Annotated in this window: 24 protein-coding genes and 1 tRNA gene; 22 read left to right on the forward strand and 3 right to left on the reverse strand. The window is 53.1% G+C overall.

Going from position 1 to position 26,212, the window contains the following annotated elements; all coding sequences use genetic code 11:
• Positions 1–148: 148 nt before the first annotated feature.
• A complete protein-coding gene (ytvI, locus tag NSQ46_RS07595) occupies positions 149–1,267 on the reverse strand; it encodes a sporulation integral membrane protein YtvI (RefSeq protein WP_342576592.1) in 1,119 nt (372 codons plus the stop codon).
• A gap of 413 nt (positions 1,268–1,680) precedes the next feature.
• Between ytvI and citZ the strand changes: the two genes are divergently transcribed.
• The 19 genes from citZ (at position 1,681) to NSQ46_RS07690 (ending at position 24,313) form a co-directional block, all read left to right on the forward strand.
• Positions 1,681–2,793 (forward strand): citrate synthase, encoded by a 1,113-nt coding sequence (gene citZ / locus NSQ46_RS07600; protein ID WP_007127407.1) that lies wholly within the window; start codon positions 1,681–1,683, stop codon positions 2,791–2,793.
• A gap of 154 nt (positions 2,794–2,947) precedes the next feature.
• On the forward strand, positions 2,948–4,240 hold the full coding sequence (gene icd, locus NSQ46_RS07605; RefSeq protein WP_007127408.1) for an NADP-dependent isocitrate dehydrogenase: 1,293 nt from the start codon (positions 2,948–2,950) through the stop codon (positions 4,238–4,240).
• A 14-nt stretch (positions 4,241–4,254) separates the two neighbouring features.
• Positions 4,255–5,196 (forward strand): malate dehydrogenase, encoded by a 942-nt coding sequence (mdh, locus tag NSQ46_RS07610; RefSeq protein WP_007127409.1) that lies wholly within the window; start codon positions 4,255–4,257, stop codon positions 5,194–5,196.
• A 153-nt stretch (positions 5,197–5,349) separates the two neighbouring features.
• On the forward strand, positions 5,350–5,775 hold the full coding sequence (locus tag NSQ46_RS07615; protein WP_007127410.1) for a hypothetical protein: 426 nt from the start codon (positions 5,350–5,352) through the stop codon (positions 5,773–5,775).
• Positions 5,776–6,361: 586 nt separating this feature from the next.
• Complete coding sequence (locus tag NSQ46_RS07620) at positions 6,362–7,228, forward strand: SDR family oxidoreductase (RefSeq protein ID WP_007127411.1); 867 nt, start codon at positions 6,362–6,364, stop codon at positions 7,226–7,228.
• Between the two features lie 524 nt (positions 7,229–7,752).
• Complete coding sequence (locus tag NSQ46_RS07625; RefSeq protein ID WP_007127412.1) at positions 7,753–9,303, forward strand: fumarate hydratase; 1,551 nt, start codon at positions 7,753–7,755, stop codon at positions 9,301–9,303.
• Between the two features lie 181 nt (positions 9,304–9,484).
• Positions 9,485–11,293 (forward strand): ATP-binding protein, encoded by a 1,809-nt coding sequence (locus NSQ46_RS07630; RefSeq protein ID WP_007127413.1) that lies wholly within the window; start codon positions 9,485–9,487, stop codon positions 11,291–11,293.
• 68 nt (positions 11,294–11,361) lie between these two features.
• A complete protein-coding gene (locus NSQ46_RS07635) occupies positions 11,362–12,093 on the forward strand; it encodes a response regulator transcription factor (protein ID WP_007127414.1) in 732 nt (243 codons plus the stop codon).
• A 245-nt stretch (positions 12,094–12,338) separates the two neighbouring features.
• The gene (locus tag NSQ46_RS07640) at positions 12,339–13,694 is read left to right on the forward strand and encodes a methyl-accepting chemotaxis protein (RefSeq protein WP_213613645.1); all 1,356 of its coding nucleotides are present in this window, start codon (positions 12,339–12,341) and stop codon (positions 13,692–13,694) included.
• Between the two features lie 145 nt (positions 13,695–13,839).
• Positions 13,840–14,850 (forward strand): PstS family phosphate ABC transporter substrate-binding protein, encoded by a 1,011-nt coding sequence (locus tag NSQ46_RS07645; protein ID WP_007127416.1) that lies wholly within the window; start codon positions 13,840–13,842, stop codon positions 14,848–14,850.
• 40 nt (positions 14,851–14,890) lie between these two features.
• Positions 14,891–15,823 carry a phosphate ABC transporter permease subunit PstC gene (gene pstC / locus NSQ46_RS07650; protein WP_007127417.1) on the forward strand — a complete coding sequence of 311 codons (933 nt, stop codon included), beginning with the start codon at positions 14,891–14,893 and terminating at the stop codon, positions 15,821–15,823.
• Complete coding sequence (gene pstA / locus NSQ46_RS07655; RefSeq protein WP_007127418.1) at positions 15,824–16,699, forward strand: phosphate ABC transporter permease PstA; 876 nt, start codon at positions 15,824–15,826, stop codon at positions 16,697–16,699.
• Between the two features lie 57 nt (positions 16,700–16,756).
• Positions 16,757–17,512 (forward strand): phosphate ABC transporter ATP-binding protein PstB, encoded by a 756-nt coding sequence (gene pstB, locus NSQ46_RS07660; RefSeq protein ID WP_213613643.1) that lies wholly within the window; start codon positions 16,757–16,759, stop codon positions 17,510–17,512.
• Positions 17,513–17,557: 45 nt separating this feature from the next.
• Entirely contained in the window at positions 17,558–18,217 is a 660-nt protein-coding gene (phoU, locus tag NSQ46_RS07665) for a phosphate signaling complex protein PhoU (RefSeq protein ID WP_007127420.1), read from the forward strand.
• A 224-nt stretch (positions 18,218–18,441) separates the two neighbouring features.
• Positions 18,442–21,099 carry a DNA polymerase I gene (polA, locus tag NSQ46_RS07670; RefSeq protein ID WP_213613641.1) on the forward strand — a complete coding sequence of 886 codons (2,658 nt, stop codon included), beginning with the start codon at positions 18,442–18,444 and terminating at the stop codon, positions 21,097–21,099.
• A 329-nt stretch (positions 21,100–21,428) separates the two neighbouring features.
• Positions 21,429–22,262: a DNA-formamidopyrimidine glycosylase gene (gene mutM / locus NSQ46_RS07675; protein WP_342576593.1), complete on the forward strand. Its 834-nt coding sequence runs from the start codon at positions 21,429–21,431 to the stop codon at positions 22,260–22,262.
• A gap of 135 nt (positions 22,263–22,397) precedes the next feature.
• Positions 22,398–23,141, forward strand: a complete 744-nt coding sequence (locus NSQ46_RS07680; RefSeq protein WP_213613637.1) for an MntP/YtaF family protein — start codon at positions 22,398–22,400, stop codon at positions 23,139–23,141.
• A gap of 9 nt (positions 23,142–23,150) precedes the next feature.
• Positions 23,151–23,750 (forward strand): dephospho-CoA kinase, encoded by a 600-nt coding sequence (gene coaE, locus NSQ46_RS07685; RefSeq protein ID WP_342576594.1) that lies wholly within the window; start codon positions 23,151–23,153, stop codon positions 23,748–23,750.
• Positions 23,747–24,313: a lytic transglycosylase domain-containing protein gene (locus NSQ46_RS07690; RefSeq protein ID WP_028403886.1), complete on the forward strand. Its 567-nt coding sequence runs from the start codon at positions 23,747–23,749 to the stop codon at positions 24,311–24,313. Before coaE ends, NSQ46_RS07690 begins: the two co-directional genes overlap by 4 nt.
• 69 nt (positions 24,314–24,382) lie before the next feature.
• Here NSQ46_RS07690 and NSQ46_RS07695 read toward each other — a convergent pair whose 3' ends face one another.
• Positions 24,383–24,610 carry an alpha/beta-type small acid-soluble spore protein gene (locus tag NSQ46_RS07695; protein WP_007127426.1) on the reverse strand — a complete coding sequence of 76 codons (228 nt, stop codon included), beginning with the start codon at positions 24,608–24,610 and terminating at the stop codon, positions 24,383–24,385.
• Positions 24,611–24,750: 140 nt separating this feature from the next.
• Here NSQ46_RS07695 and nrdR point away from each other — a divergent pair, with 140 nt between their 5' ends.
• Complete coding sequence (nrdR, locus tag NSQ46_RS07700) at positions 24,751–25,224, forward strand: transcriptional regulator NrdR (protein ID WP_007127427.1); 474 nt, start codon at positions 24,751–24,753, stop codon at positions 25,222–25,224.
• Positions 25,225–25,398: 174 nt separating this feature from the next.
• Positions 25,399–25,474: transfer RNA gene (locus NSQ46_RS07705), tRNA-Ala, on the forward strand.
• 120 nt (positions 25,475–25,594) lie between these two features.
• Here the strand turns inward: NSQ46_RS07705 and NSQ46_RS07710 are convergent.
• Positions 25,595–25,951, reverse strand: a complete 357-nt coding sequence (locus NSQ46_RS07710; RefSeq protein ID WP_213613821.1) for a tyrosine-type recombinase/integrase — start codon at positions 25,949–25,951, stop codon at positions 25,595–25,597.
• Here NSQ46_RS07710 and NSQ46_RS07715 point away from each other — a divergent pair.
• Positions 25,853–26,128 (forward strand): hypothetical protein, encoded by a 276-nt coding sequence (locus NSQ46_RS07715; protein WP_213613634.1) that lies wholly within the window; start codon positions 25,853–25,855, stop codon positions 26,126–26,128. The two genes, NSQ46_RS07710 and NSQ46_RS07715, sit on opposite strands and share 99 nt — an antisense overlap.
• Positions 26,129–26,212: the final 84 nt, after the last annotated feature.

The raw sequence follows: 26,212 nt of genomic DNA on the forward strand, positions 1-26,212 counted from the left end.
GTGGGCACCGCCATCGCCACTGCCATCGCACTGCCATCGCCACCACTATCGCTACCGCATAAGGATCGATCCCTGCATCATCGGCTCAATCATTGCCTTTTTTTCGCTATGCTGCGGTATGATTTGGCTTGCTGACTCACGAGTGGCTTCATCGGAAACGTCCGCCGATAATATAATTTCGCAAGTCTCTAAAGACATGGGCTCTATGGAATGCATCCAAGATGACAAGGGCAATCGGGCCGATAATCAGCCCAAGAATGCCGAACAGCTTGAGCCCGATAAACATCCCGAGCAGGGCCGCGAGCGGGTCCAAGCCGACACTGCTGGCAAGCACCTTCGGCTCCAGAATCTGGCGCACCACGAGGATGACGCTGTACAGGACCGTAAGTCCAATGCCGAGCGTAAGATCTTCGGACATAAAGGCATACAGGGACCAGGGAATCAGGACGATGCCGACACCGAGGTATGGCAGCAGATCAATGAAGCCGATCAGCAGCCCGATGGTGAATGCGGACTTAACGCCGAGCGCATACAGCGTGATGATCACGATGCAGGCGGTGATGGAGATGAGAATGAGCTGGGCCCTCGCAAACCCGAACAGCGCTTTTTTCAGATCCGAGAAGATGTAGGCCATAGGCTTGCGGATCACGTCAGGAACGAATCGAAGGATGGCCCGGTTATGGCGTTCCCAGCTGTTGCTGAGGAAGAAGGTGGACATGAGGACCACGATCAGGATCGTTCCCATATTCGGCAGCGAATATATAATCTGCAGAATTCCGTTGAAAATGCCGGTGATCAAGCCCGTCACGGCGTTTCCGATCGTCTCGGTCGTTCTGCTTATATTTTGGTTAATGGTGTCATGATAATTGGGGTTATTCTGGTAGAAAAGACTAATCTCATTCACAATATTTTGAAAGCTGTCGCTGCGCGTCCAGCCGGTGATCCATTCCATCCACGAGTCGATATGCAGGTCGAACGATTGGGACAGCGTGATCAGCTCTTTCACCAGACGGGTAACTGCAGCCGTCAGGATCAGCATCGCCGCTCCGAAATAGACGATGATGGACAGCGTGACCGCAATGAAGCGCGGCAGCTTGACCTTTCGCTGGAGCACGTTAACCAGCGGGTTCATGGCGTAGGCGATGATCCAGGCCAGCAGGAAGGGATAGAGAAGGGGCAGCAATACATAAATCAGGTAGACCGTGATGAAGAGAGCGGACAGAACCCACACTCCCCGGCCGATCCGTTTGAGCAGTATTCGTTCCAAATATATGAACCTCCTTTCCAGGCTTGTCAGCAGACAAGCGGACCCGTACACATTTATAGGTATGCAAGGAGGAGAAGGTTTTAGGCTAGGAAGTTTCGAATTCAATAAACCCCGGCGGATCGCCGCTTTTTATCCCGATTCTTTTCAAAATTCGACAATGACAAAGTTCACAGTTATAATGGAATTGTAAGTGATTTCAAAAAAAAGTTTATGGTGTCGATAAAACATTTTGATGCGGCGAATGTCTCCGCTCTTGTTCACATATCAGACAAAATCCAGTATGATATGAGAAGGTTTTATGACAAGGACCATAGCACTTTTTTTGCGTGTTCTTTTTTATCCGACTTCATGAAAATGTTTTCATGATTGTCAAAATAGTACCGTTTATCCCGATCATAAAGGAGAGATGATGCATGACAGCTACTAAGGGTTTGGAAGGCATTGTAGCTACCACTTCTTCGATTAGTTCGATCGTCGACGGCGTTCTGACTTATCGGGGATATAATATTGACGATCTCGCAGAGCATGCAAGCTTTGAAGAAGTGGCTTATCTGCTCTGGTTCGGCAAGCTCCCGAATGCGGAGGAACTGAAGGCGCTGAAGCAGGACCTCAGCGATTATGCCGCAATTCCGGATGAGCTCATCCAGCAGATCAAGTTGTATCCGAAGGACGCCAACACGATGGCATCGCTCCGCTCGGCGGTTTCCGCGCTTGCGCTGTATGACGAGGCCGGCGACGATATGAGCCGTGAAGCGAACGAGAAGAAAGCGGTTAAACTGCAGGCGCAGCTCCCGACGATCGTCGCTGCAATCGCGCGGGTTCGTCAAGGCAAGGAACCGGTCCCGCCGAAAGCCGGCGTATCCGTGGCCGAGAACTTCCTGTATATGCTCAGAGGCGAACAGCCTGACGAAACGTCGATCAAGGCCCTGGATCAAGCGCTCGTGCTCCATGCCGATCATGAGCTTAACGCTTCAACCTTTGCGGCCCGTGTAACCGTAGCCACGCTGTCGGACATTTATTCGGGCGTTACCTCCGCGATTGGCGCTTTGAAGGGGCCTCTGCATGGCGGCGCGAATGAAGCCGTTGCCAAAATGCTGAATGAAGTCGGCTCCATCGACCGGGCGAAGGCTTACATCCAGGAGAAGCTGGACAACCGTGAGAAGATCATGGGCTTCGGTCACCGCGTTTACAAGAACGGAGACCCTCGTGCGAAGCATCTTCAGAAGATGTCGCGTGAGCTCGGAGAAATGAAGGGCGACACATCCCTGTACGACATGTCCGTCGTGATCGACGAAACGGTAACGAGCCAGAAGGGATTGAAGCCGAACGTCGATTTCTATTCCGCATCGGTTTATACCCAGCTTGGCATCGAGCAGGAGCTGTTCACGCCGATCTTTGCCATCAGCCGCGTGTCGGGATGGACAGCGCATATTCTTGAGCAGTATGAAGGCAACCGGATCATCCGTCCGCGTGCCGAGTACACCGGCCTTACCGATCAGAAATATGTGCCGGTAGAGCTTCGCTAACTTGCAGGAAATCATGTACAATAGGCATAGAGAACCGCTCAAACGCGAGTTGATCGCCTTAAGGCGGAGTTCTCTTTGCCTATTCGTCCGGTATTCGTATAACGAAGCTCCGGGCTAGAGACAAGAACCAAATTTGAAGGAGGAACTCATACTCATGAAATTGGAAAAATTCGCACTACCAACCGAAGGCGAAAAAATCACCATCGACAACGGCAAGCTGCAGGTTCCAAACAATCCGATCATCCCTTTTATTGAAGGTGACGGAACAGGGCGCGACATCTGGAAAGCTTCCAAGCGCGTGCTTGACGCCGCTGTAGAGAAGGCATACAACGGATCCAAGAAGCTTGCCTGGTATGAAGTGTTCGCAGGTGAGAAAGCTTATAATACATACGGAGAATGGCTTCCTAACGATACGCTCGAAGCAATCCGTGAATACATCGTTGCCATCAAAGGACCTTTGACGACGCCAATCGGCGGCGGCATCCGTTCCCTGAACGTTGCTCTGCGCCAAGAGCTGGATCTGTACACTTGCTTGCGCCCGGTCCGCTACTTCAACGGCGTGCCATCCCCGGTTAAACGTCCTGAACTCGTGGACATGGTTATTTTCCGCGAGAACACGGAGGATATTTATGCCGGCATTGAGTACAAGGAAGGCTCCGAGGAAGTGAAGAAGGTGATCAAGTTCCTCCAGGAGGAAATGGGCGTTCATAAGATCCGCTTCCCGGAAACGTCCGGTATCGGCATCAAGCCTGTATCCTCCGAAGGCTCCAAGCGTCTTGTGCGCGCAGCTGTGGAATACGCGATCAAGCATGGCCGCAAATCCGTAACGCTGGTGCACAAAGGCAACATCATGAAGTTCACCGAAGGCGCCTTCAAAAACTGGGGCTACGAAGTGGCTGAAGCCGAGTTCGGCGATAAAGTGTTCACTTGGGCACAATATGACGTCATCAAGGAAAAAGACGGCGTAGATGCAGCGAACGCAGCACAGAAGGCCGCTGAGGAAGCCGGCAAAATCATCATCAAGGATGCGATTGCCGACATCGCGCTCCAGCAAGTGCTTACGCGTCCAACCGATTTCGATGTCATCGCAACGCTGAACCTGAACGGCGACTACTTGTCCGACGCGCTTGCAGCGCAAGTAGGCGGCATCGGTATCGCTCCGGGAGCGAACATCAACTACGTGACAGGTCACGCGATCTTCGAAGCTACTCACGGTACGGCTCCGAAATATGCGGACAAAGACGTTGTAAACCCTGGTTCCGTTATCCTGTCCGGCGTTATGCTGCTTGAGCATCTGGGATGGCAGGAAGCTGCGGATCTGATTTACAAAGGTATGGAAACCGCGATCAACAACAAAACCGTAACCTATGACTTTGCACGTCTGATGGAAGGCGCAACGGAAGTGAAATGCTCCGAGTTTGCGGACGAAATCATTAAAAACCTGTAAGGGGGAGAGCCATCGTGGCGATTACTCGTAAAAAGATTACGGTTGTAGGTGCTGGCTTTACTGGTGCGACTACCGCACTAATGCTTGCTCAAAAAGAACTTGGTGACGTCGTTCTGCTCGATATCCCGCAGCTTGAAAACCCGACCAAGGGCAAGGCGCTCGACATGCTTGAGGCCAGTCCGGTTCAAGGCTTCGACAGCAACATCGTCGGCACATCCAGCTATGAGGATGCGGCCGGTTCCGATATCGTCATCATCACGGCCGGCGTTGCGCGCAAGCCTGGCATGAGCCGTGATGATCTCGTGAATACGAATGCGGGCATCGTCAAGTCCGTATGCGAGAACGTAAAGACCCATGCTCCGAATGCGACCGTCATCATTTTGAGTAATCCGGTGGATGCGATGACCTATGTAGCGTACAATACGCTCGGCTTCCCTAAGAACCGCGTCATCGGTCAATCCGGCGTGCTCGATACCGCTCGCTACTGCACATTCATTGCGCAGGAGCTGAACGTATCCGTTGAGGACGTTCGCGGCTTCGTGCTGGGCGGTCACGGTGACGACATGGTTCCGCTCGTTCGCTACTCCAGCGTCGGCGGCATTCCGATCGACACGCTGATTCCGGCTGACCGGATCGAAGCCATCGTGCAGCGCACCCGCGTGGGCGGCGGCGAGATCGTCAACCTGCTCGGCAACGGAAGTGCTTACTACGCGCCGGCTGCATCCCTTGTGCAAATGACGGAAGCGATCCTCAAGGATAAGAAGCGGATCCTTCCTGTCATCGCGCTTCTGGAAGGCGAGTACGGCTACGATAACCTGTTCATGGGCGTTCCTGCCATTCTTGGCGGCGACGGCATTGAGAAGGTGTTCGAGCTCGAGCTCACGCCGGAGGAGAAGGCGGCGCTCGACAAGTCGGCCGAATCCGTACGCAGCGTTACATCGGTCATTTCCCTTTAAATCCGGCAAGGGTTCACAAATTTGCCTCTAAATCCAATCCCGTCCCGATATTCGGGGCGGGATTGCTTTTCATTGGATGGTCTGTCCAGTATAATAAGGACGATGATTCGTAAATGACATATATCACACTTTGAACGATGGAGGAATTTGATTATGTTGACGGTAACATTTTTCCTGCATATGGTTGGAACAGCAGCGCTAGGGTTCTATTTGATTCTGCCGTTTGTTGTCGGCGGCATTCAGAAGCTGTCTCTCGCTGCTCAAGAAGGCGCCGTGAATACGGTTCGGGTAGCGAACCGCTTTGCCCAGTATGGACTCGTGCTTCAACTTCTTACAGGCGGTTACATGATGTCACAAGGCGACTATTCCGTGCCTTGGATGATAATCGTGACCATTCTTCTTCTTGCTATGTTCGCAATTGGTGGAATTATGAGCAAGCCGCTGAAGAGCGCGCTGGCAGGCATTCGCGAGAAGAAAGAAGTGAAGGAAGAGACAAGCAAGCTTGGAACGCTGAGCGCGCTGCTGGCACTGCTTCTGCTTGTAATGATCTTCTTCATGGTGTACAGCCATATCATCTAAAATTGCTACATAGAACCAAGAAGGTGCTGTCCCCTGCGTGGATTTTTCTACAGGGACGGCTCCTTTCCGTTTATGGATAAAAAAAGGTGGAGAACAGGCTAGTTCTCCACCTTTTTGGTTTTCTTATGAAACGTTTGATCATCCCGCATTCGGGTAAATATCATATCGAAGGCTTTTCACTCGTATAAAGAGCCGAGTCGTACACATCCTATGAAAGGTTGTCTTACAGTCCGTGTCCAAAAAGTCGGATTTTCAGCACCGAGGCTTATGCTTCCGAAGTGCGTTTTTTCAAAACGCTTTAGCGAATCCTTCCGAAGTGCGTTTTATTCAAAACGCTTTAGGTTAAATGAAGCTGGGGACTGAGGAGCGGAGCTAAACGTTTTCGCAGAAAACGCCTTCGAAAGCATCAGCTGTTTTGGGTACGTGAGCACTTGAAATGTTTCCGCAGGAAACATGCTTCGGAAGCATCTACTTAGGCCCGGCTGAATTCAAGATTCGATGCCGAGTTACTCCTTGACTCACTTCGTGATCAAAAGACGACTTTTTGAACAACCTCTACAGCTAACCTGAAAGGAGACATGTGAACATGACACAAGACCAACAAAAACAGACAATGCCCCCTCAGCACCAGAATCATCGGCCGGGTTCCGAGACGGAGATGCACCCGCAGCCGGAGTTCGAAAGCAATGCGTATAAAGCGGCCGGCAAGCTGGAGGGAAAGGTGGCGCTGATTACCGGCGGAGACAGCGGAATTGGCCGGGCGGTAGCGGTTCACTATGCCAAGGAGGGCGCCGACGTATCCATCGTTTATTTAAATGAGCATCAGGATGCCGAGGAAACCAAACGGCAGGTTGAGCAGGAAGGGAGAAAGTGCATCCTGATTGCAGGCGATGTCGGAGATGATGCCTTTTGCCGCGATGCGGTGAAGGAGACGGTGGAGAAGCTGGGAAAACTGGACATTCTCGTGAACAATGCCGCTGAGCAGCATCCGCAGAAGAAGATTGAAGATATTACGAAGGAGCAGCTGGAGCGCACGTTCCGTACGAACATATTCGGCATGTTCTTTATGACCCAGGCGGCCATGACGCATCTGTCTAAGGGCAGTGCGATTATTAATACCACATCCATTACGGCTTACCGGGGAAGCCCGCAGTTGTTGGATTATGCTTCGACGAAGGGAGCGATCGTAGCCTTTACGCGGTCCCTCTCCATGAACGTCGTCGGACAAGGGATCCGGGTCAACGCGGTAGCACCGGGACCAATCTGGACGCCGCTCATCCCGTCAACCTTCCCTGCGGATCAGGTCAGCGAGTTCGGCTCGACCCAGCCGATGAAGAGACCGGGGCAGCCGGAAGAACTGGCGCCTGCATACGTCTATCTCGCCTCTTCGGACTCTTCATACGTTAGCGGGCAAGTCATTCACGTGAACGGCGGCGAAGTGATTAACGGTTAGGCTGGAGGATACAGAACCCTAATCTTTGAGCATCAGCGGATGATCAGGCGTAAAGCCGGGGCGATCATCCGCTGTTTTTTGCTGAGGTGCGCGGAACACGGTTAAACGGCGGTTACGGTGAAGCTGACGTTAACGCAATGGATACGTTCGGCGCTGGATTCTATGGCTTTAGAGGCGACGGATCCGGATGGAAGGGTGCCCGAATCGCGGATGGCGTGAATCCGGGACAGCGTCAGCCGAGTCTCTGCCGAGCGTCTGCCGGAACGTTGGAACGGATGATGGATTCGGGCTCATCGTCGCCGATCCTATCGCCGTATCATATCACCTCCTTCTCTATTAACATATGCGAGGTTTATAGATTGGTATGGTTATTCAATGCATGTAAACGGCACATTTCCAGCCATGCGTTCAAATTCAAAGTAAACCCTTTCATGGCCGGTTTGTTGTGATATGATATACCTTGGGACTAACCAGGATACCTTAGCGGCAAGCTGGTCATCGAAAGAGAGGTTGAAAATCAAGTGATGAAGCATTTTGAAGAAAGCATGTACAAACTGATTGTGGAGACGTCCACGAATCTTCCGGGAGATGTCCGCAGAGCGGTAAACCGCGGACGCGCTGCAGAGGATGCGGCTACGCGCGCGGGGCTCGCCTTGGCAACGATCGCTCAGAATATCGAAATGGCCGAGCAGGAGGTATCGCCGATCTGCCAGGATACGGGAATGCCGACCTTTATCGTACATACTCCTGTAGGCGCCAACCAAATCGAAATGAAGAAGGCCATATATCAGGCCGTCGTCCGCGCAACCAAGGATGGCAAGCTCCGTCCGAACTCGGTCGATTCCTTGACAGGAGCCAATAGCGGGGATAACCTCGGACCCGGAACGCCGGTCATTCATTTCGAGCAGTGGGAGCAGGACAAGATCGATGTCCGTCTCATTCTGAAGGGCGGCGGCTGCGAGAACAAGAATATTCAATACAGCCTGCCAACGGAGCTTGAGGGTCTCGGCAAAGCGGGCCGTGATTTGGACGGCATCCGCAAATGCATTCTTCATTCGATCTACCAGGCCCAAGGACAAGGCTGCAGCGCAGGCTTTATCGGGGTCGGCATCGGCGGGGACCGGACAACAGGCTATGAGCTGGCCAAGCAGCAGCTTTTCCGTCATCTCGACGATGTGAATCCGAACGAGGATTTGGCAAAGCTGGAGGATTATATTCTCGAAAATGCAAACAAGCTGGGCATAGGCACCATGGGCTTCGGCGGCGAAGTTACGCTGCTGGGCTGTAAAATCGGCGTCATGAACCGTCTGCCTGCGAGCTTCTTTGTCTCGGTTGCGTACAACTGCTGGGCGTTCCGCCGACAAGGTGTCATGATTGAGCCGGCGACCGGCGAAATTGCGGAGTGGCTGTACGAAGCGGGCAACGAGGTACGGATGAATGCAGCGAGTGAAGCAGCCGCTGCGTCGGCAGGCTCTGCCGCGGTGCAAGGGCAAGGACGGGAGATCGTTCTGCAGACGCCGATCAGCGAGGAGCAAATCCGCAGCCTCCGCGTCGGCGACGTCGTTGTGATTCGCGGGGAGATGCATACCGGACGGGATGCGTTACATAAGTATCTGATGGATCATGACGCACCGATCGACCTGAACGGCGCGGTCATTTACCACTGCGGGCCGGTTATGCTGAAGGACGAGGAAGGCTGGCATGTGAAGGCGGCCGGACCGACGACAAGCATCCGCGAGGAGCCTTATCAAGGGGAAATCCTCAAGAAATTCGGCATCCGGGCGGTTATCGGAAAAGGCGGAATGGGTCCGAAGACGCTTCAAGCCTTGCAGGAGCACGGCGGCGTATATTTGAACGCCATCGGCGGCGCGGCCCAGTATTATGCCGAGTGCATCAAAAAAGTGAACGGCGTGGATTTCATGGAGTTCGGCATTCCCGAAGCGATGTGGCATCTCGAGGTCGATGGATTTGCCGCAATCGTTACGATGGATTCGCACGGAAACAGCCTGCATGCGGATGTAAGCAAGGATTCCGCCGCCAAGCTGGCCATGTTTAAGGATCCGGTCTTTTCATAATTCATAATGATGAAGCAGCATCGATTGGCTTTATGCCGATCGGTGCTTTTTGCATTTAGAGATTGCTGGCGGGAGGGATCCCCTTCGTCTTACGGATTTAACGTTGCAGGATGACGGGGACAAGGTTTATGATGGGAAGCAAATACATCGAATGCAAGGCACAAGAGGAAAGGGAGAGAGCATGAAGCAGTTTCGCAACCGTCTAACCCTGATCATGCTGGTATTGATCGGTTTATCCATGCTTGGCGCCGGTCTGGCCATGGTAAAGGTATTTAAGCAATCCCATATTCAGCTGCTGGAGGACAATATGATCCGGGAGATCCGGCTTCTGCAGACGATGATGGATTTTCCGGATACCGACAGCCCGGATGCCGTCGAGTATTATACGAACCGTTCTCTTCAGCTTGAAGAGCTGTCTGATGCAAGGGTTACGTTTATAACGAAGGATGGACGGGTGATCGGAGATTCCGAGAGCAACCCCGTGACCATGGATAATCATGCTTACCGCGAGGAAGTCTTGGAAGCGGAGAAGACCGGCAAAGGGAGCACCATCCGCCGCAGCAGCACGCTGGGGCAGGACATGCTGTACGTCGCGCTGCCCGTTAAGGTCGGCGATTCCTTCGATGGCTTCGTGCGACTGTCCCTCAGCCTCAGTCAGGTCGACCAAGGCGTCCGGCAAGGCTGGACGGTGATGGGCATTGGTCTTGCGATTCTGTTCCTCGCAGCGAGTCTTCTGAGCATTCGCGTGGCGAAGGGGCTGACGTCGCCGCTCGAGAAAATCACGAGAGTCGCCAGACGCATTGCGCGTTTGGAGTATGATGCGCGGGTGAATATTAACCGTAAGGATGAGATCGGCCAGCTGGCGCAAGCGATCAACGGGATGGCCGACAGTCTTCAGACCCAAGTTCGGACGATCCGGGACAATGAAGATTTGCTCCAGAGCGTCCTGAACAACATGACAGGCGGGATCGTCATGGTGAACGGATCGGGCCATATTATGCTCATCAACCGGGCGGCCGAGAGAATGCTGGGCGTTGACGCCGAAGTGATTACCGGAAAATCGTATCGGGAGCTCAAGCAGCATTACGAGCTCACGAAGCTGATGAAGGAAGGGCTCGAGAACCGTAACAGCTTCCATGAAGAACGGAATCTGTATTACCCGGTCGAATCGATTGTCCGGCTGGACGGGGTCCCGATGGTGCAGGAGGATGGGGCCTACCGGGGCATGCTATTCCTGCTCCAGGATGTAAGCGACATCCGCAGATTGGAGAGAATGCGAAGCGAATTCGTGGCGAATGTATCGCATGAGCTCAAGACACCGCTTGCGGCCGTTAAGGGGTTTGCCGAGACGCTTCTTGGCGGCGGCGTGTCGGATGAGAAGACCGCCAGATCGTTTCTCCAAATCATCTATGATGAATCCGAGCGGCTCAACCGGCTGATCGGCGATATTCTGGAGCTGTCTTCCATCGAGTCCAAGCGCGTTCAGATGGACTATTCGCCGATCCATCTGCAGGCATTCTTCGAGACGATATCCGAGATGATGCGCACGGTGGCGGAGAAGAAGCGGATCAGCCTCGAGCTCGACGTGCCAGAAGAGCTGTTCATGGAAGGCGATGAGGACAAGCTGCGCCAAATCTTCATGAATCTGTTATCCAATGCGATCAACTATACGCAGGAGGGCGGCAGGGTCAAATTGACGGCACGGGAAAAACTGCATAACGGCCAGTCCGAGGACATCGTCCAGTTCATTGTAAAGGATTCGGGGATCGGTATACCGAAGAAGGATCTTCCGCGTATCTTCGAGCGGTTTTATCGGGTGGACAAAGCGAGATCCCGGGGATCAGGCGGTACGGGACTTGGCCTATCGATCGTTAAGCATCTGGTGGATATGCATCACGGCCGGATCGATGTGGAAAGCGAGCTGGGCGTTGGGAGCTCCTTCATCATCGAGCTTCCCGTTCTTCAGGAACACGAGGAAGCGGGAATTTAACACAGCGTTAACATTCAGTTTATATACTGAAACAAGTAATCCAATCCATACACAAGGCGGGGTTAATATTGACTCAACGTTTACTTGTTATTGAAGATGAGCCTACACTGTCTCGTTTGTTATCGTACAATTTGACGCAGGAAGGCTTTGACGTCACCGTTGAAGAGCATGGGACGGCAGGTTACGAAAGAGCGTCGCAGGAGGAGTTCGACCTGATTCTGCTCGATGTCATGCTGCCGGGCATGAACGGCTTTCAAATTTTAGAGAAGCTTAGAGGCAAAGGCATTAAGACGCCGATCATTATTCTCACGGCGAAGAATGCAGAGGAGGAAGTCGTGCAAGGCCTGAAGATGGGGGCGGACGACTATATTACGAAGCCGTTCGGCGTTTCCGAGCTGCTGGCCAGAGTTTCGGCCGTCATGCGCAGAACGTCTGGTCAAAGCGAGGAAGCGAAGGTTTCGGAGCAGCAGGCGAACGTGATCTCGCTCGGACAGCTCGAAATCTTCCCCGAGAAATATGAGGTGCGGCTCGGCGGGCAGAGCATTAATCTCCGTCCGAAGGAATTCGAGGTGCTGCTCTATTTGGCGAAGAAGCCGGGCGTCGTCTTGACGCGGGACGATCTGATGAACGTCGTCTGGGGGTTCGATTATATCGGCGGCCAGCGCACCGTTGACGTCCATGTCAGCTCGCTCCGCAAAAAGCTGGAGCTCGATCCGGAATCCGTGCATATCGATTCGATTCGCGGCGTCGGGTATAAATTGGTTGTTAATACGAATAAAGCTTCCCATCATTCACTGTAAATGATGCGGAGGCTTTTTTTATGCCAGCTGTTAAAGGAAGCTAACGACACTAGCAACTCTATCGGATGCCAATCCCCGCTTGCTGCGGGGTTATTTAGTTCCAGGGGATCGTTTTTCTGAGACTTTGGTTACATATCCAGCCAGGATTGGCGCGCGATTTACACGGCGTTAACATACCGAATATATACCGATAACAATCCTTCGATATGATGCGTCTAAAGAACCATTAGGAGAGGATGGAGCCGATGACGCTGCTTCGGAAAACACCGGGACGACAGGTCACTCAAGGGGATCAGGCGGTTCAAGGGAAACGAGTGGATCAAGGGAATCAAGCAGGTCAGAATCAACGAACGGTTCAAGCGGCTGGGGCGCCGAATGCGGTTCATGGAATCGCGCAAGCTCTCGAGGATCTGACGGAGCAAACGAATCAAATGAATCGAATGAATCAAGCCAGTCAGGCGGAGGAGCGGTTACAGGATCCGGAAGCGAGGCTTGTGCAGGCATCGGGCGAGCTGAAGGAGCCGTCCATGATGGAATATATTCGAACCGTGCCTGAAATCAGCGAGACCGAGACATGCCTTGATGTGCTGGAGCTGTTGATGGGCAACCCGGGCATCCCGTGCGTAATCTACTGCAATACCCCGGGGAACCCGTCCGGGCTGATTATGAGAGACGCCTTCTTTCAGCGGATGATGGGCAGGTTCGCAGTGGATTTATATTACCCGAAGCCGGCGTTCCAGTTCGCGGATTTGAGTCCAACCATAGTCGAAGCGGACGAAACCGTCTCCGAAGTGTTAAACCTGGCGCTGCACCGCCCGGATGACAAATTTTACGATTGCATCATTGTAAAACAGCAAGAAGTGCTGGCCGGCGTGCTCACCGTTCGGGACCTTATGAACTTGTCCGGTAGGCTGCAGCTGGATGCGGAGCGGAAGAGAGAGCTGATTCTGACTGGAAGCTACCGACACACGAGCAATATCGAGGCTTCGCTCGATGATGTTAAGGCAGCCGCGGACAAGACGAGAGCTGAATGTGTCCGAATGCGCGAATTTTCCGAGACCGGGGCGGACAAGCTGGAGCGGGTATCCTCGTCCTATGCGGGGCTGATCGGGGATATGACCCGGCGCGGCGATCAAGCAGAAGAGCTTGTGCGTCACGCAGGCCGCATCTCCTCCATTACGGGCACGATAACCGAGCTTGCCAATCAGAGCAGCCTGCTGGCGATGAACGCGTCAATCGAGGCGGCCCACGCCGGAGAGCATGGACGGGGCTTTCAGGTCGTAGCCGGCGAGGTCCAATCCTTGGCGAAGCAGACACGGAAGCTGGCGGGCGACATCTCCGAGCTGCTAGAGCATATCCAGCAGCTTGCTGCGGATACGGCAGCTGCTGCGGGATCGGCGCTAAAGGAGCTTCAATCCTGCGAAGGCGACGTCGAAGAGGGAACCCGTCTCTTTTATGAAATGCAGCAGGCGGTTCATGAAGTAGAATTGTCCGGGAGCCAGGTCTATGAGCTGGCGGTTAATACGGTACAGCGCGTGCACCAGATTAAGGAAGAGCTGGCCGGTATGAACGCTGCGTTAGAGCCAAGGGCGGAGCAATAAGATGTGAATCTGCAAGTCTAGCATTCTATTATAAATTTTACACTGCGTTTACATTTCTGAAAAACTGCAATTACATTAGGGGATTAAGATCTATATTGTAAGACGGTTAGTAAAGACAACAACCATTTTGAAGGAGTGGATTCGTTTGTTTAGAAAAAGGGGTCGTAAACCAGCAGGCATTCTCGTTCTGGTGCTGATGCTGAGCGCCATTCTCGCAGCTTGCGGAGGCGGAAACAGTACAACGGGCAGCGCGTCGGGAGAAACGAACAGTAACGGCAGCTCTGCTCAACAAGAAGAAAGCAAAACGACGGATGCTTTGTCCGGAACGATTGAAATCGATGGATCCAGCACGGTGCATCCGTTGACAGAAGCGATTGCTGAGGAATTCGGAGCAGCAAATCCGGACGTACGCGTTCCAATCGGAACCGGCGGTACAGGCGCAGGCTTCAAGCGCTTTGCAACCGGCGAAATCGCAATTGCGAATGCATCCCGTCCAATTAAAGATACAGAAGCGGAAGAGCTCAAGAAGAACAATGTTGAATACAACGAAGTTCTGGTTGCTTATGACGGACTGTCCGTCGTTGTCAATCCGGATAATGATTTTGTAGATAAGCTTACCGTAGATGAGTTGAAGAAAATCTATGAGCCAAACAGCAAAGTAAAAACATGGGCGGACGTACGTGAAGGCTGGCCTGCCGAGGAGATCAAAATCTACTCCCCTGGTACAGACCATGGAACCTTCGACTACTTCACCGAAGCCATTAACGGCGAAGCTCAATCCAGCCGTAACGACAGCCAGATTACGTTCAGTGCCGACACGAATGCCGTTGTACAGGGTGTTGCCGGCGATAAGAACTCTATCGGATATTTCGGATTTTCCTTCTACGAAGAGAATCAGGACAAATTGAAGCTGGTTCCGATCGACAACGGTACTGCAACAGTAGCGCCAAGCATGGAAACGATTAAAGACAACAGCTATGCTCCATTGTCCCGTCCGCTTTACATCTACGTAAGCAAGAAGGAAATGGAACGTCCTGAAGTGAAGGCTTTCGTAGACTTCTACCTTGAGAATGCCGGAAGCTTGGCGGGCGAAGTTGGCTTCGTTCCTCTGCAAGATGAGCAATATGAAGAGGAAAAAGGCAAGCTGGCCCAATAATTGAACGGTTATTCCAGGTAAATAGAAAGGGAAGAGGAGAATGAACAAAACATCATCCGTGGCGGGTGCACCCAAGCAAATGACGTTCCGTCGCAGCAAAACGCGCCTCTCCGATAAAATCATTCCGATTCTGCTCGGCATGTGCGCACTGCTATCGGTCGTCACCACCATCGGGATTGTATATACACTGTTACAGGAATCCATCATCTTCTTCAAGGAAGTGCCAGTGTGGTCCTTCCTGACAGGAACGACATGGAGTCCAATTCTCCCTCCAAAAGAATTCGGCGTGCTGCCCCTCCTGGGCGGCACATTGCTGATTACAGGCATTGCGATTTTATTCGCAGTGCCTATCGGCTTGGCATGCGCTATTTATTTGAATGAATACGCTCCTGCCCGGGTTCGGGGGGTAGTCAAACCGGTACTTGAGGTATTGGCCGGAGTACCGACGATTGTTTACGGTTATTTTGCATTGGAAGCCGTCACGCCATTCCTTCAAAAGATTTTTCCCGATATGGGCATATTCAATGCGCTTAGCGCAGGGATCGTCGTCGGCGTCATGGTGCTGCCGATGATCTCCTCCCTGAGCGAGGACGCCATGCGGGCTGTGCCGAAAACGTTGCGCCACGGCGCCTATGCGCTCGGGGCTACCCGCTTTGAGGTAGCGCTGAAAATCGTGCTGCCTGCAGCCTTGTCCGGGGTCGTGTCTTCGTTCGTCCTGGCTTTCTCGCGGGCGATCGGCGAGACGATGATCGTTACCGTAGCCGCGGGGGCAACGCCGCAGCTGACATTGAACCCGCTGGAGAGCATCCAGACGATGACCTCGTACATCGTTCAGGTCAGCATGGGTGACGTACCGCGCGGTACGATCGAGTACGGTACTATTTTTGCGGTAGGTTTGACGCTGTTCGTCATCACCTTCTTGCTTAATATTTTGGCGCAGTGGGTCGCTCGCCGCTTCAGGGAGGAATACTAGATGGAACGTTTGAATCTGGGAGACAGCAAGAGAATCAACCGAAGACGCATTAGTGACCAAACCCTGCATATGATTTTTCTCGCCTGCACCAGCATCGGCATTCTTGTCCTGATGGCACTCATCGGCACGATCGTGATGGACGGAATTCACCGGCTGTCGCCGGACTTATTCACGAATTATCCTTCCCGGATTGCGGACCGGGCCGGTCTGAAGTCGCCGATTGTCGGCACGATTTATTTGCTGCTCCTGATGGCTCCGCTATCCTTCATCCTGGGCGTCGGGGCAGCGATCTTTCTTGAAGAATATGCGGGACGCAGCCGCTGGGTTCGGCTCATTCAGCTGAATATCAGTACGCTTGCAGGCGTTCCTTCTATTATTTACGGCATTCTGGGCCTGGCGATTTTCGTCCGCGGCATGAATCTTGGACGCAGCTTGCTGTCCGGGGTCCTGACGATGACGCTGCTTGTCCTTCCGATCATTATCGTAGCGGCACAGGAAGCGCTCCGCGCCGTTCCGAAAAATCGGCGGGACGCCTCCTATGCGCTTGGCGCGACGAAATGGCAGACCGTATCCAAGTCGGTCCTACCGTCGGCGATGCCCGGCATCATGACAGGGGTCATTCTGGCTTTGTCACGGGCAATCGGGGAAACCGCACCGCTCATTATGATAGGCGCCTTAACGTACGTAGCCTTTTTGCCGGAAAATCTGCTGGATTCCTTCACCGTAATGCCGATCCAGATCTTCAACTGGATATCCAGACCAAGTGAAGCATTCCACGAGCTGGCGGCATCGGGTATTATTCTGCTTCTCATCATGCTGTTCATTATGAACATTGCAGCGGTATGGATCCGGAATAAGTATTCGAAGAACATCTAAGACGCGCAAGAGACGATAAGGCAGATCGAATCGTAAAAAAGGAGACATGAATAAAATATGGAAGCCATCATACAGATTGAGAAACTGAACCTATACTACGACACGTATCATGCGCTCAAAAATGTCGATCTGGACATACCCGAAAAAACAGTCACCGCATTCATCGGACCTTCCGGCTGCGGTAAATCGACGCTGCTTCGGACCTTGAACCGCATGAATGACATGATTCCGGCAACCCGGATCGAGGGCAGCGTGCGGATCGGCGGCACCGAAATTTACGGCGAGGACGTTCATGTGGAAGCCCTGCGCAAGCAGGTCGGCATGGTGTTCCAGCAGCCGAATCCGTTCCCGAAATCGATCTATGACAATATTGCCTACGGACCGCGCCTGCACGGCATCAAGAACAAGTCCGATCTGGACGGCATCGTTGAACAGAGCTTGAAGCAAGCTGCGCTGTGGGAAGAGGTCAAGGACTATTTGAAGCGTTCGGCGCTGAGCCTTTCAGGCGGTCAACAGCAGCGCCTGTGCATCGCGCGTGCGCTGGCCGTTCAGCCGGATATCCTTCTCATGGATGAGGCGACCTCTGCGCTTGACCCGATCTCGACCCTGAAGATTGAAGAGCTGGTTCAGGAATTGAAGAGCACTTATACAATCGTTATGGTTACGCACAACATGCACCAGGCCGCTCGGGTATCTGGCCAGACGGTGTTTTTCTTGAACGGTGAGGTGGTGGAGTCGGCTAGCACCGATGTTCTCTTCTCCACTCCTTCGGATGCCCGCACAGAGGATTATATTTCCGGCCGTTTCGGTTAATGGTTCAATTATCATCTTCTTAAGCATAGATAGGAGGAGCACCACATGATCCGGAGAATTGAGTTTGACCAGCAGCTCGACGAGCTGAAAACATTACTGCGCGAGATGGGAAAGCATATGGAGGAGGCACTGGCCTTGGCCGTACAGTCTCTGCAGACCCTGGATGCGGACAAAGCCCAGCGCGTCGTCGACAACGACGTTCAGCTGAACGCGATGGAAGAGCAGATCATGGACATCGGCTCGCGCCTGATCGTCACCCAGCAGCCGGTGGCAAAAGATTTGCGGCGCATTTTGGTCGCCTTCCGGATCGCGAGCGATCTGGAGCGGATGGGGGATCTGGCACGCGACGTTGCCAAAGTCACGCTTCGCCTCCAAGGCCAGAAGCTGATCAAGCCGCTGGTGGATCTGCCGCGAATGTCGGATCAAGTGCGGGCGATGGTATCGGAATCCATTGAATCCTATCTGACGGAGAATACGGACCTGGCTTATAAAATGGCCCAGGACGATGATCAGGTGGATCATTTGTACAGCATTATTTTGCAGGACCTATTCGCTCACCTGACCTCGGATCCGGATACGGCGAATCAAGCGATGCTGCTGGTCATGGTTGGCCGGTACATCGAACGCATTGCCGACCATGCGACCAATATCGGGGAAAGCACGGTTTATCTGGTGACGGGACACCGTCCCGACCTGAATCAATAAGATGCTTTAAAGAACGGGAACGCCGGCTATATGCCGGCGTTTTTTTATGCTGCGGCCTGCCATTAAAGCAGCAACCGCAGATTTAATGCAGATCCCCCGGATTTATCCGAGCGTCTATTAGGAAGCATTCTTCATTTTTTAAGTAAGACGGGAGGATCATTCGGAATTTAGCGGTAACCTATGTTATCATGAGGTAAGGAAGAATTATGGGTGCGAGGTGTTCTATGGACAAGCTGATCCTGATTGATGGAAACAATATTATTTACAGGGCGTTCTTTGCCATGCCGCCGCTGACGAATGCGAGCGGCCAGCAGACGAACGCCGTTTACGGTTTTACAACCATGCTGCTTCGCCTGATCGAAGAGCATAAACCAACACATATGATGGTGGCCTTCGATGCGGGCAAGGAAACGTTTCGGCATGCGGACTATCAGGATTACAAGGGCGGCCGCCAGAAGACGCCGCCGGAGCTGTCCGGACAATTTCCGCTGCTGAAGGAGCTGCTTAAAGGATTGGGCGTTTCCCAATTCGAGATCGGCGGATATGAAGCCGACGATATTATCGGAACGATTACGCGCCAGGCCGATGAAGCCGGCCGGAAGGTGATGGTCGTGTCCGGGGACAAGGATATGCTGCAGCTGGCATCCGAGAATACGACGATTGCGATGGTCCGCAAGGGCGTCACCGAAATCGAGTACTACGGACCGGAGCAGATCAAGGAGCGTTACGATCTCACCCCCGAACAGATCATTGATCTGAAAGGCCTGATGGGCGATGCCTCGGACAACATTCCCGGCGTTCCTGGCGTCGGCGAGAAGACGGCGCTTAAGCTGCTGCATGAATTCGGTTCGGTAGAAGAGGTTGTCGCCCGCTCTGGCGAGCTGAAGGGCAAGATGAAGGAAAAGATCGAGGAGCATGCCGATTCGGCGATTCTAAGCAAAAAGCTGGCGACGATCTTCCGCGAGGTACCGCTTGAGCAGACATTGGACGATATGGTGTTTAATGGTCTCAACGAGGAGACAGCCGGCCCCGCGCTGGCGAAGCTGGAATTCAAATCGTTGATCGAACGGCTTGATCTCCGCACGAGCGGAGGCGGCTCGGAAGCCGAGTCGGAGCCGCAGGCTCAGATCGACGTGACAATCGTGGATGAAGGAAAGCTTGCGGAGCTTGCAGGTGTACTGGAGCAGGTCAGCATCCTGCATGTGGAAACCCATGGCGATAACCCGCATCATGCGGAGGTGATCGGCGTGGCGCTGGCCACGGAGGACCGCCAGTTCTACATTCCGTTCGACGTGCTGAAGTCGGAGGCGGCGGAGCCGATCCGGACGTGGCTGGCCAGCAGCGACATTCCAAAACGCGGGTATGATCTTCACCGGATCGACCTGGCGCTTCATTGGCAGGACATCCCTTTTGCCGGCGCGGCGTTCGACGTTCATCTGGCCGGGTATTTGCTTGATCCGACAGAGGCGAACCAGAGCCTTAGCGGATTGGCTGCGAAGTACGGCCTGTCGTACCTGCAGGCGGATGAGGATGTGTTCGGGAAAGGGGCAAAATACAAGGTACCGGACACGGACAAGCTCAGCGAGCATATGGCCCGCAAATGTCTGGCTGCCGCCCAGCTGATTCCGCTCCAGGAGAAGGAATTGGCCGATAATGAAATGCTTCCGCTGTTCTATGATCTGGAAATGCCGCTGTCCCGGATTTTGGCCGATATGGAGAAGCAGGGCATTGCCGTCAATGTGGAGGATCTGAAGGAGCTCGGGCGCGAGTTCGAGGCGCAAATCGAGCGGCTCGTTCAGGAAATTTACGAGATTGCAGGAACGGAATTTAATTTGAATTCTCCGAAACAGCTCGGCGAAATTCTGTTCGTAAAGCTGCAGCTGCCTGTCATCAAGAAGACCAAGACCGGTTATTCGACGGACGCCGAAGTTCTGGAGAAGCTGGCGCCGTATCACGATATCGTCCGGCTGATTCTCCAATACCGGACGCTTGCCAAGCTTCAATCGACGTATGTTGAAGGTCTGTTGAAGGAGATTTCCGGAAAGACGGGCAAGGTGCATACGTATTACCGTCAGACCATTGCCGCCACGGGACGGTTGAGCAGCCAATATCCGAACCTGCAGAATATTCCGATCAGGCTGGAGGAAGGACGGAAGCTGCGCAAAGTGTTTGTGCCTTCCGAGCCGGGCTGGAGCATTTTGGCCGCGGACTATTCGCAGATCGAGCTGCGCGTGCTTGCCCATATTTCGGACGACGAGCGGCTGAAGGAAGCGTTCCTGCATGATATGGACATTCACACGAAGACGGCCATGGATGTATTCGGCGTCGGCGTGGACGAGGTTGATGCCAACATGCGCCGGTCCGCGAAGGCGGTCAATTTCGGCATTGTGTACGGCATCAGCGATTACGGCCTGTCGCAGAACCTGAACATCACCCGGAAGGAAGCGGCGGCTTTCATCGACCAGTATTTCGAGGTGTTCCAGGGCGTCCGCCGCTATATGGATGAAATCGTCAAGGAAGCCAAGCAGAACGGCTACGTGAAGACGCTGCTCGAACGCAGACGGTATCTTCCCGAGATTAATGCAAGCAACTTCAACCTTCGTTCCTTTGCCGAACGGACGGCGATGAATACGCCGATTCAGGGGACGGCCGCCGATATTATCAAGCTGGCGATGGTTCATATGGATGCTGCCTTGCACGAACGCAAGCTGAAGAGCCGCATGCTGCTGCAGGTACACGATGAATTGGTATTCGAGGTGCCGGAGGATGAGCTTGAAATCATGAAGGAGCTTGTGCCTGAGGTGATGAGCCATGCGCTAGCGCTGTCGGTTCCGCTGAAATCGGAGGTCAGCTACGGCACGAACTGGTACGAGGCGAAGTAGAGTCTCTGCTGGCCGATGGGGCAAGGCAAGGTGGTGCCGTTAGGAGCTACAAAAAGCGATACAGCTGCATTCGTCGAGGGCGATGTGGAGTAACGCGGCGAGGCACGCGGGTACGATGGTTTTAGCGTTGCGCAGCTACGCGAACGAAAGTGCCGGTCGGTCCGTGGATTTACTTTGGCGGCACCGTTGTCGGCATCGCCTGTCTTGAAGTCAGCGGCAGCAGGTCGGCGGGACCAAAGTCATTTAGGATAAAATGCCACAGGTTTCCACCCCAGGTGGGTGCCGCTCCATCCCATCTTCCGGTATAATGAGGTAGAGGTGAAGTTATTATGCCGGAATTGCCGGAAGTCGAAACAGTCAAACGAACCCTTAATCAATTGATTAAAGGCAAATATATAGATCATGTGACCGTAAATCTGCCGCGAATCATTCAGCGGCCTGACGATGTGGATGCTTTTGCATTTATGCTGAAAGGCCATACGATTGAAGGTGTCGAGCGCAGGGGGAAGTTTCTGCGCATCTTGCTGGACGGGCTTGTGCTTGTCTCACACCTTCGGATGGAAGGCCGCTATGGGCTCTACCGGAAGGATGAGCCCGTAGAGAAGCATACCCACGTCATTTTTCATTTTTCGGACGGTACGGAATTGAGATACAAGGATGTGCGCCAATTTGGCACGATGCATCTGTTCGCACCGGGCGAGGAGTTTAACCATCCGCCGTTATCGAAGCTTGGCTATGAGCCTCTGGACGATACGCTGACTCCGGATACTTTCAAAGAAGTGATCGGCAGCAAGAAGACGAAGATCAAAGCGGTGCTGCTGAATCAGGCATATGTCGTCGGCATCGGAAATATATATGTCGATGAAGCCTTATTCCGGGCCGGCATTCATCCGGAGATCCCGGCCAATAAGCTCGGGGACGATGAACTGTCCCGGCTGTACCATTCGATTGTGGCCACCCTGTCCGAGGCGGTAGAAGCGGGCGGGTCCTCCATTAAGTCCTATGTTAACGGTCAGGGCGAGATGGGCATGTTCCAGCACAGTCTCAAAATCTACGGCCGGAAGGACGAGCCCTGCTACGGCTGCGGCGGTCCGGTCTTCAAGACGGTTGTCGGCGGAAGGGGCACGCATTACTGCCCTTCATGCCAGCCGGACAGGAAGTAAGGAACTGGGCGTGCACCCCTTCTTTTCTCCACTCATATAATGAGGAGACAATTGGGAAGCTGATCAGGCTATTAGCTGCCATGAAATAACGGCTAAGCGAAGGCTTGATGGGTTCTGCGAAGGAGGGAAGAGAGGGTGCTCAGTCATTTTTTCTCGCCCATACTGCTGGCTATGGCGCTAAGCTTGGACGGGTTTGGGGCAGGGGTTACATACGGTCTGCGCAAAACCAAAATCCCGCTGCTGTCCGTTCTTATTATCTCGCTGTGTTCGGGACTCGTGCTTGGCGTCTCCATGCAGGCGGGGGCGCTGCTCCAGCGGTTTTTGTCCCCGTCAGCGGCATCGGTGATCGGGGCGGCCATTCTGATTCTGCTCGGCTTATGGTCGTTATATCAGCAGGTTTGGGGAACAAGAGATCGCAAGGTAAGGGCGCATGGAATCGATCAGGGGATTGCGCACTACGGATCGGACGGACCGCGGGCTGACGAACAGTCGGGCGTAAACCGGGAAGAACATGCGGGTGGCGGCGAAGCTCTGCAGAAGGCGGTTTTCTCATTTGAAATCCGCAAGCTTGGCCTCGTCATCCAAATTTTGCGGAGCCCTGTCCAAGCGGATATGGACAATTCCGGGAGCATCTCTTCATGGGAAGCGATGTGGCTAGGCATTGCGCTGTCGCTCGATGCATTCGGAGCCGGTCTTGGCGCGGCGATGCTCGGTTTTTCCCCGCTCGGCACGGCTTCAGTGGTCGCACTATTCAGCGGGATCTTTCTAATGCTGGGGATGAGGGTCGGACTGCGGTTTGCATCAAAGAACGGCATGCGTCTGATCTCGTACCTTCCCGCGTTATTGTTAATCATCATGGGTATAATGAAGCTGTTATGAGGTGAAGTCATGAATATCGGTTTAACCGGAGGAATCGCAACAGGCAAAAGCACCGTGTCCTCCATGCTGACCATGAAGGGGGCGCTTCTCGTCGATGCGGATGTCATCGCCCGGGAAGTCATGCTCCCGGGTCATCCGGTGCTGGCTGAGGTGACCGCTCATTTCGGACAACATATTTTGCTGGAAGACGGAACGCTCAATCGAAAAAAGCTGGGGGAGATCATCTTTCGGGACCCCGAGCAGCGGGAAGCGCTGAACCGGATTACCCACCCGGCCATTCGGCAGGAAATCCGGGACCGGACGGAAGCCTACGAACGCGATTATCCAGACCGCCTTGTCGTGGCGGATATCCCGCTGCTGCTGGAGGCGCGTGAACAGTATTTTTTTCTGGAACAGATTGTCGTCGTCTATGTTCCCAGAGAGCTGCAAATCCGGCGACTGATGGATCGTGATGCGCTGACGGAAGGACAAGCCGCGGCCCGTCTCGGGAGTCAGATGGATATTGAAGCCAAGAAGAAGCTTGCGGATATCGTTATCGACAATAGCGGAACGCTGGACGAGACGAAGCAGCAGGTGGACAAGCTGTGGAACAGGATGGTTCGGGTATGAAGTGGCTCCGTAAAAAAAGAGTGCTGCTTCTGCTGTTTGTATCTTTTGTCGGGCTGCTGTTTCTGAGCTCGAATTGGATGACCTTGCTGTACCCGATCGAGTACAGGGACGAGATTCGAAAGCATGCGGACTATTACGATGTCGATCCGTTTCTGGTTGCCTCCATTATCCGTGTAGAGACGAACTTCAAGCCCGGCAAGGAATCCAAAAAGGGAGCGCTCGGGATTATGCAGCTGATGCCGGATACAGCTAACTGGGCGATGGAAATGGCCAAGCTTCCTTCCGTGACGCTGTCCAGCGTCAAGAATGAAGTGGACACGAACATTCAGCTCGGAACGTGGTATATTCAGAACCTGCATCAGGAAATGGACGGCAATCCGATTGCGGCTATCGCTGCGTACAACGCCGGTCCGGGAAACGTTAAGAACTGGATCAAAAAGGGCATGTGGGACGGCACGTATGAGAACGTTAAGCGGATTCCGGTCGGAGAGACGCGGCATTATGTGCAGCGTGTCATTTATTATTATAATCAATACACGAGTGTGTATAATGATCGATTCTAAGCCTATACGAAGAAAAGAGCGTTGACAGCTCTTATCAAGCCGCCAACACTCCTTTTGAGTAAGAATCAATTATTGACCGGAGAATTGACCAGCCAATTGTTGCTCGGCCAGGGTTACCAGGCGCTTCGTGATGTAACCCCCGATCGAACCGTTCTCGTAGGAAGTCATGTTACCTTGGTATCCGTCTTGTGGGATGGAGATACCAAGCTCTTGAGCTACCTCGTACTTCAACTGCTCAAGAGCAGCGTTTGCGCGAGGCACAACCAGGTTGTTGGAGTTGTTGTTGCTTTGTGGCATTGTAGTTCACCTCCTTGAGTTGGTAAAAGTATTATGTCTCCGGTTTCGCATTTTCATAACAACAAAGACAGAACATTTTTTGGTAATTTTTGCAGTCCGATTGGATGAAGACTTTCGTGTAGAGGAAGTGACATGATTTTATGAAATGCCCATATTGCGGCTATGCCGGTACGAAGGTGCTTGACTCGCGTCCGGCCAACGAGAATAAATCCATCCGGCGCAGGAGGGAATGCGAGCAGTGCAGCCGTCGTTTTACAACGTTTGAGATGGTGGAAGAAACGCCGCTGATCGTCGTGAAGAAGGATGGCAGCCGGGAAGAATTCAGCAGGGAGAAGGTGCTGCGCGGTCTGATTCGGGCCTGCGAGAAGCGTCCGGTCTCGGTGGATCAGTTGGATATGATCGTATCCGATGTGGAGAAGGCGCTCCGAAATACGGCCGCTGCCGAGGTGGAGAGCCGTCAGATCGGTGAGCTGCTGATGGAACGGCTGTATCCTGTCGACGAGGTGGCGTATGTGAGGTTCGCTTCGGTATACCGCCAGTTTAAAGATATCAATATGTTCATGAAGGAGCTGAAAAGTCTCCTCTCCAAAGATACGGACGAACATAACCTCTAAGAGCGCCTGCAGCCCATGTGCTGCCGTGGGCGCTCAAGGTCCCTTGTGTCTTGTATTCCGTGTTAAGTGACGTTATATTATGAAGCAAAATGCTGCATCTGTTCTTCGAACAAAAAGTCCAGAAAATATGTTGACAGGCCTGCAGAAATTTTATATGATATAGAAGTCGCTTACGGGGCCTTAGCTCAGCTGGGAGAGCGCATCGCTGGCAGCGATGAGGTCAGGGGTTCGATCCCCCTAGGCTCCACCATACATAAACCGCGTAACGCTTGGGATTCCGAGCGTTTTTTTTTTTCTGGAGCCAATCATAGCTCAAACAGAATGCCGTGATCACATCTGTGATTACAAAAAGTTTATGCTTCCTTAATGATCACCGATGCTCACATTTCCATACAAAGAAAAAGGGCTTTGTCCGCATGAACGTAATCGTCATACGAGCAAAAGCCCTATTATTGTGCGCTATTAGCTTGACCGAATAGCATGTTGCAGTATTCTGCGCTGTTTCTTTATGAACTCTTGGCAGAACGTGGCTGTAGATGTCCAATGTGATTCGAACATCTGAGTGTCCGAGTATTTCCTTCACCACCTTTGGGTTGATTTCCCCTTGCAGCATAAGAGTGGCTACAGTATGCCTGAGATCGTGGAACCTGATCTTGGGTACATCTGCCTTCTTGATGAGATTGTAGAACGTGCGCAGGAGATTAAGGTTGAAAAAGGTGCAACCGATGGCAGAATGTTAGTCAGCGGAGATCTTGAATACAAGCTTGATGGATGGAAAGAAAACGGAATTCCACAGGTAAGGTGTGTTACAGCCAAGTTCAATTATGAGCTTCAACACAATGGAACCGATTGGACAGTTCGAAACAAGATGTTCTACGATAACGAACGCAGAGCAGAGAAGTAAGGGAATCATATGGATCGAATGGCGCCCATGAGGCGCTTTTCTTATGCCCATAAAGAGGGATACACGATGTTTCTGTCGAACATT

Origin of the sequence: Paenibacillus sp. FSL M8-0142 (genome assembly GCF_038597315.1) — a bacterium.
Taxonomy (GTDB): Bacteria; Bacillota; Bacilli; order Paenibacillales; family Paenibacillaceae; genus Paenibacillus_AQ; species Paenibacillus_AQ lactis.

Excerpts from the sequence above, each read along its gene's own strand:
- pstA (WP_007127418.1), top strand. The coding sequence starts at position 15,824 with ATGGAACGTTTGAATCTGGGAGACAGCAAGAGAATCAACCGAAGACGC.
- citZ (WP_007127407.1), top strand. The coding sequence starts at position 1,681 with ATGACAGCTACTAAGGGTTTGGAAGGCATTGTAGCTACCACTTCTTCG.
- NSQ46_RS07620 (WP_007127411.1), top strand. The coding sequence starts at position 6,362 with ATGACACAAGACCAACAAAAACAGACAATGCCCCCTCAGCACCAGAAT.
- phoU (WP_007127420.1), top strand. The coding sequence starts at position 17,558 with ATGATCCGGAGAATTGAGTTTGACCAGCAGCTCGACGAGCTGAAAACA.
- pstB (WP_213613643.1), top strand. The coding sequence starts at position 16,757 with ATGGAAGCCATCATACAGATTGAGAAACTGAACCTATACTACGACACG.
- NSQ46_RS07715 (WP_213613634.1), top strand. The coding sequence starts at position 25,853 with ATGCCTGAGATCGTGGAACCTGATCTTGGGTACATCTGCCTTCTTGAT.
- pstC (WP_007127417.1), top strand. The coding sequence starts at position 14,891 with ATGAACAAAACATCATCCGTGGCGGGTGCACCCAAGCAAATGACGTTC.
- NSQ46_RS07640 (WP_213613645.1), top strand. The coding sequence starts at position 12,339 with ATGACGCTGCTTCGGAAAACACCGGGACGACAGGTCACTCAAGGGGAT.
- NSQ46_RS07690 (WP_028403886.1), top strand. The coding sequence starts at position 23,747 with ATGAAGTGGCTCCGTAAAAAAAGAGTGCTGCTTCTGCTGTTTGTATCT.
- NSQ46_RS07695 (WP_007127426.1), bottom strand. The coding sequence starts at position 24,610 with ATGCCACAAAGCAACAACAACTCCAACAACCTGGTTGTGCCTCGCGCA.
- coaE (WP_342576594.1), top strand. The coding sequence starts at position 23,151 with ATGAATATCGGTTTAACCGGAGGAATCGCAACAGGCAAAAGCACCGTG.
- NSQ46_RS07615 (WP_007127410.1), top strand. The coding sequence starts at position 5,350 with ATGTTGACGGTAACATTTTTCCTGCATATGGTTGGAACAGCAGCGCTA.
- polA (WP_213613641.1), top strand. The coding sequence starts at position 18,442 with ATGGACAAGCTGATCCTGATTGATGGAAACAATATTATTTACAGGGCG.
- nrdR (WP_007127427.1), top strand. The coding sequence starts at position 24,751 with ATGAAATGCCCATATTGCGGCTATGCCGGTACGAAGGTGCTTGACTCG.
- mutM (WP_342576593.1), top strand. The coding sequence starts at position 21,429 with ATGCCGGAATTGCCGGAAGTCGAAACAGTCAAACGAACCCTTAATCAA.
- icd (WP_007127408.1), top strand. The coding sequence starts at position 2,948 with ATGAAATTGGAAAAATTCGCACTACCAACCGAAGGCGAAAAAATCACC.
- NSQ46_RS07625 (WP_007127412.1), top strand. The coding sequence starts at position 7,753 with ATGAAGCATTTTGAAGAAAGCATGTACAAACTGATTGTGGAGACGTCC.
- NSQ46_RS07630 (WP_007127413.1), top strand. The coding sequence starts at position 9,485 with ATGAAGCAGTTTCGCAACCGTCTAACCCTGATCATGCTGGTATTGATC.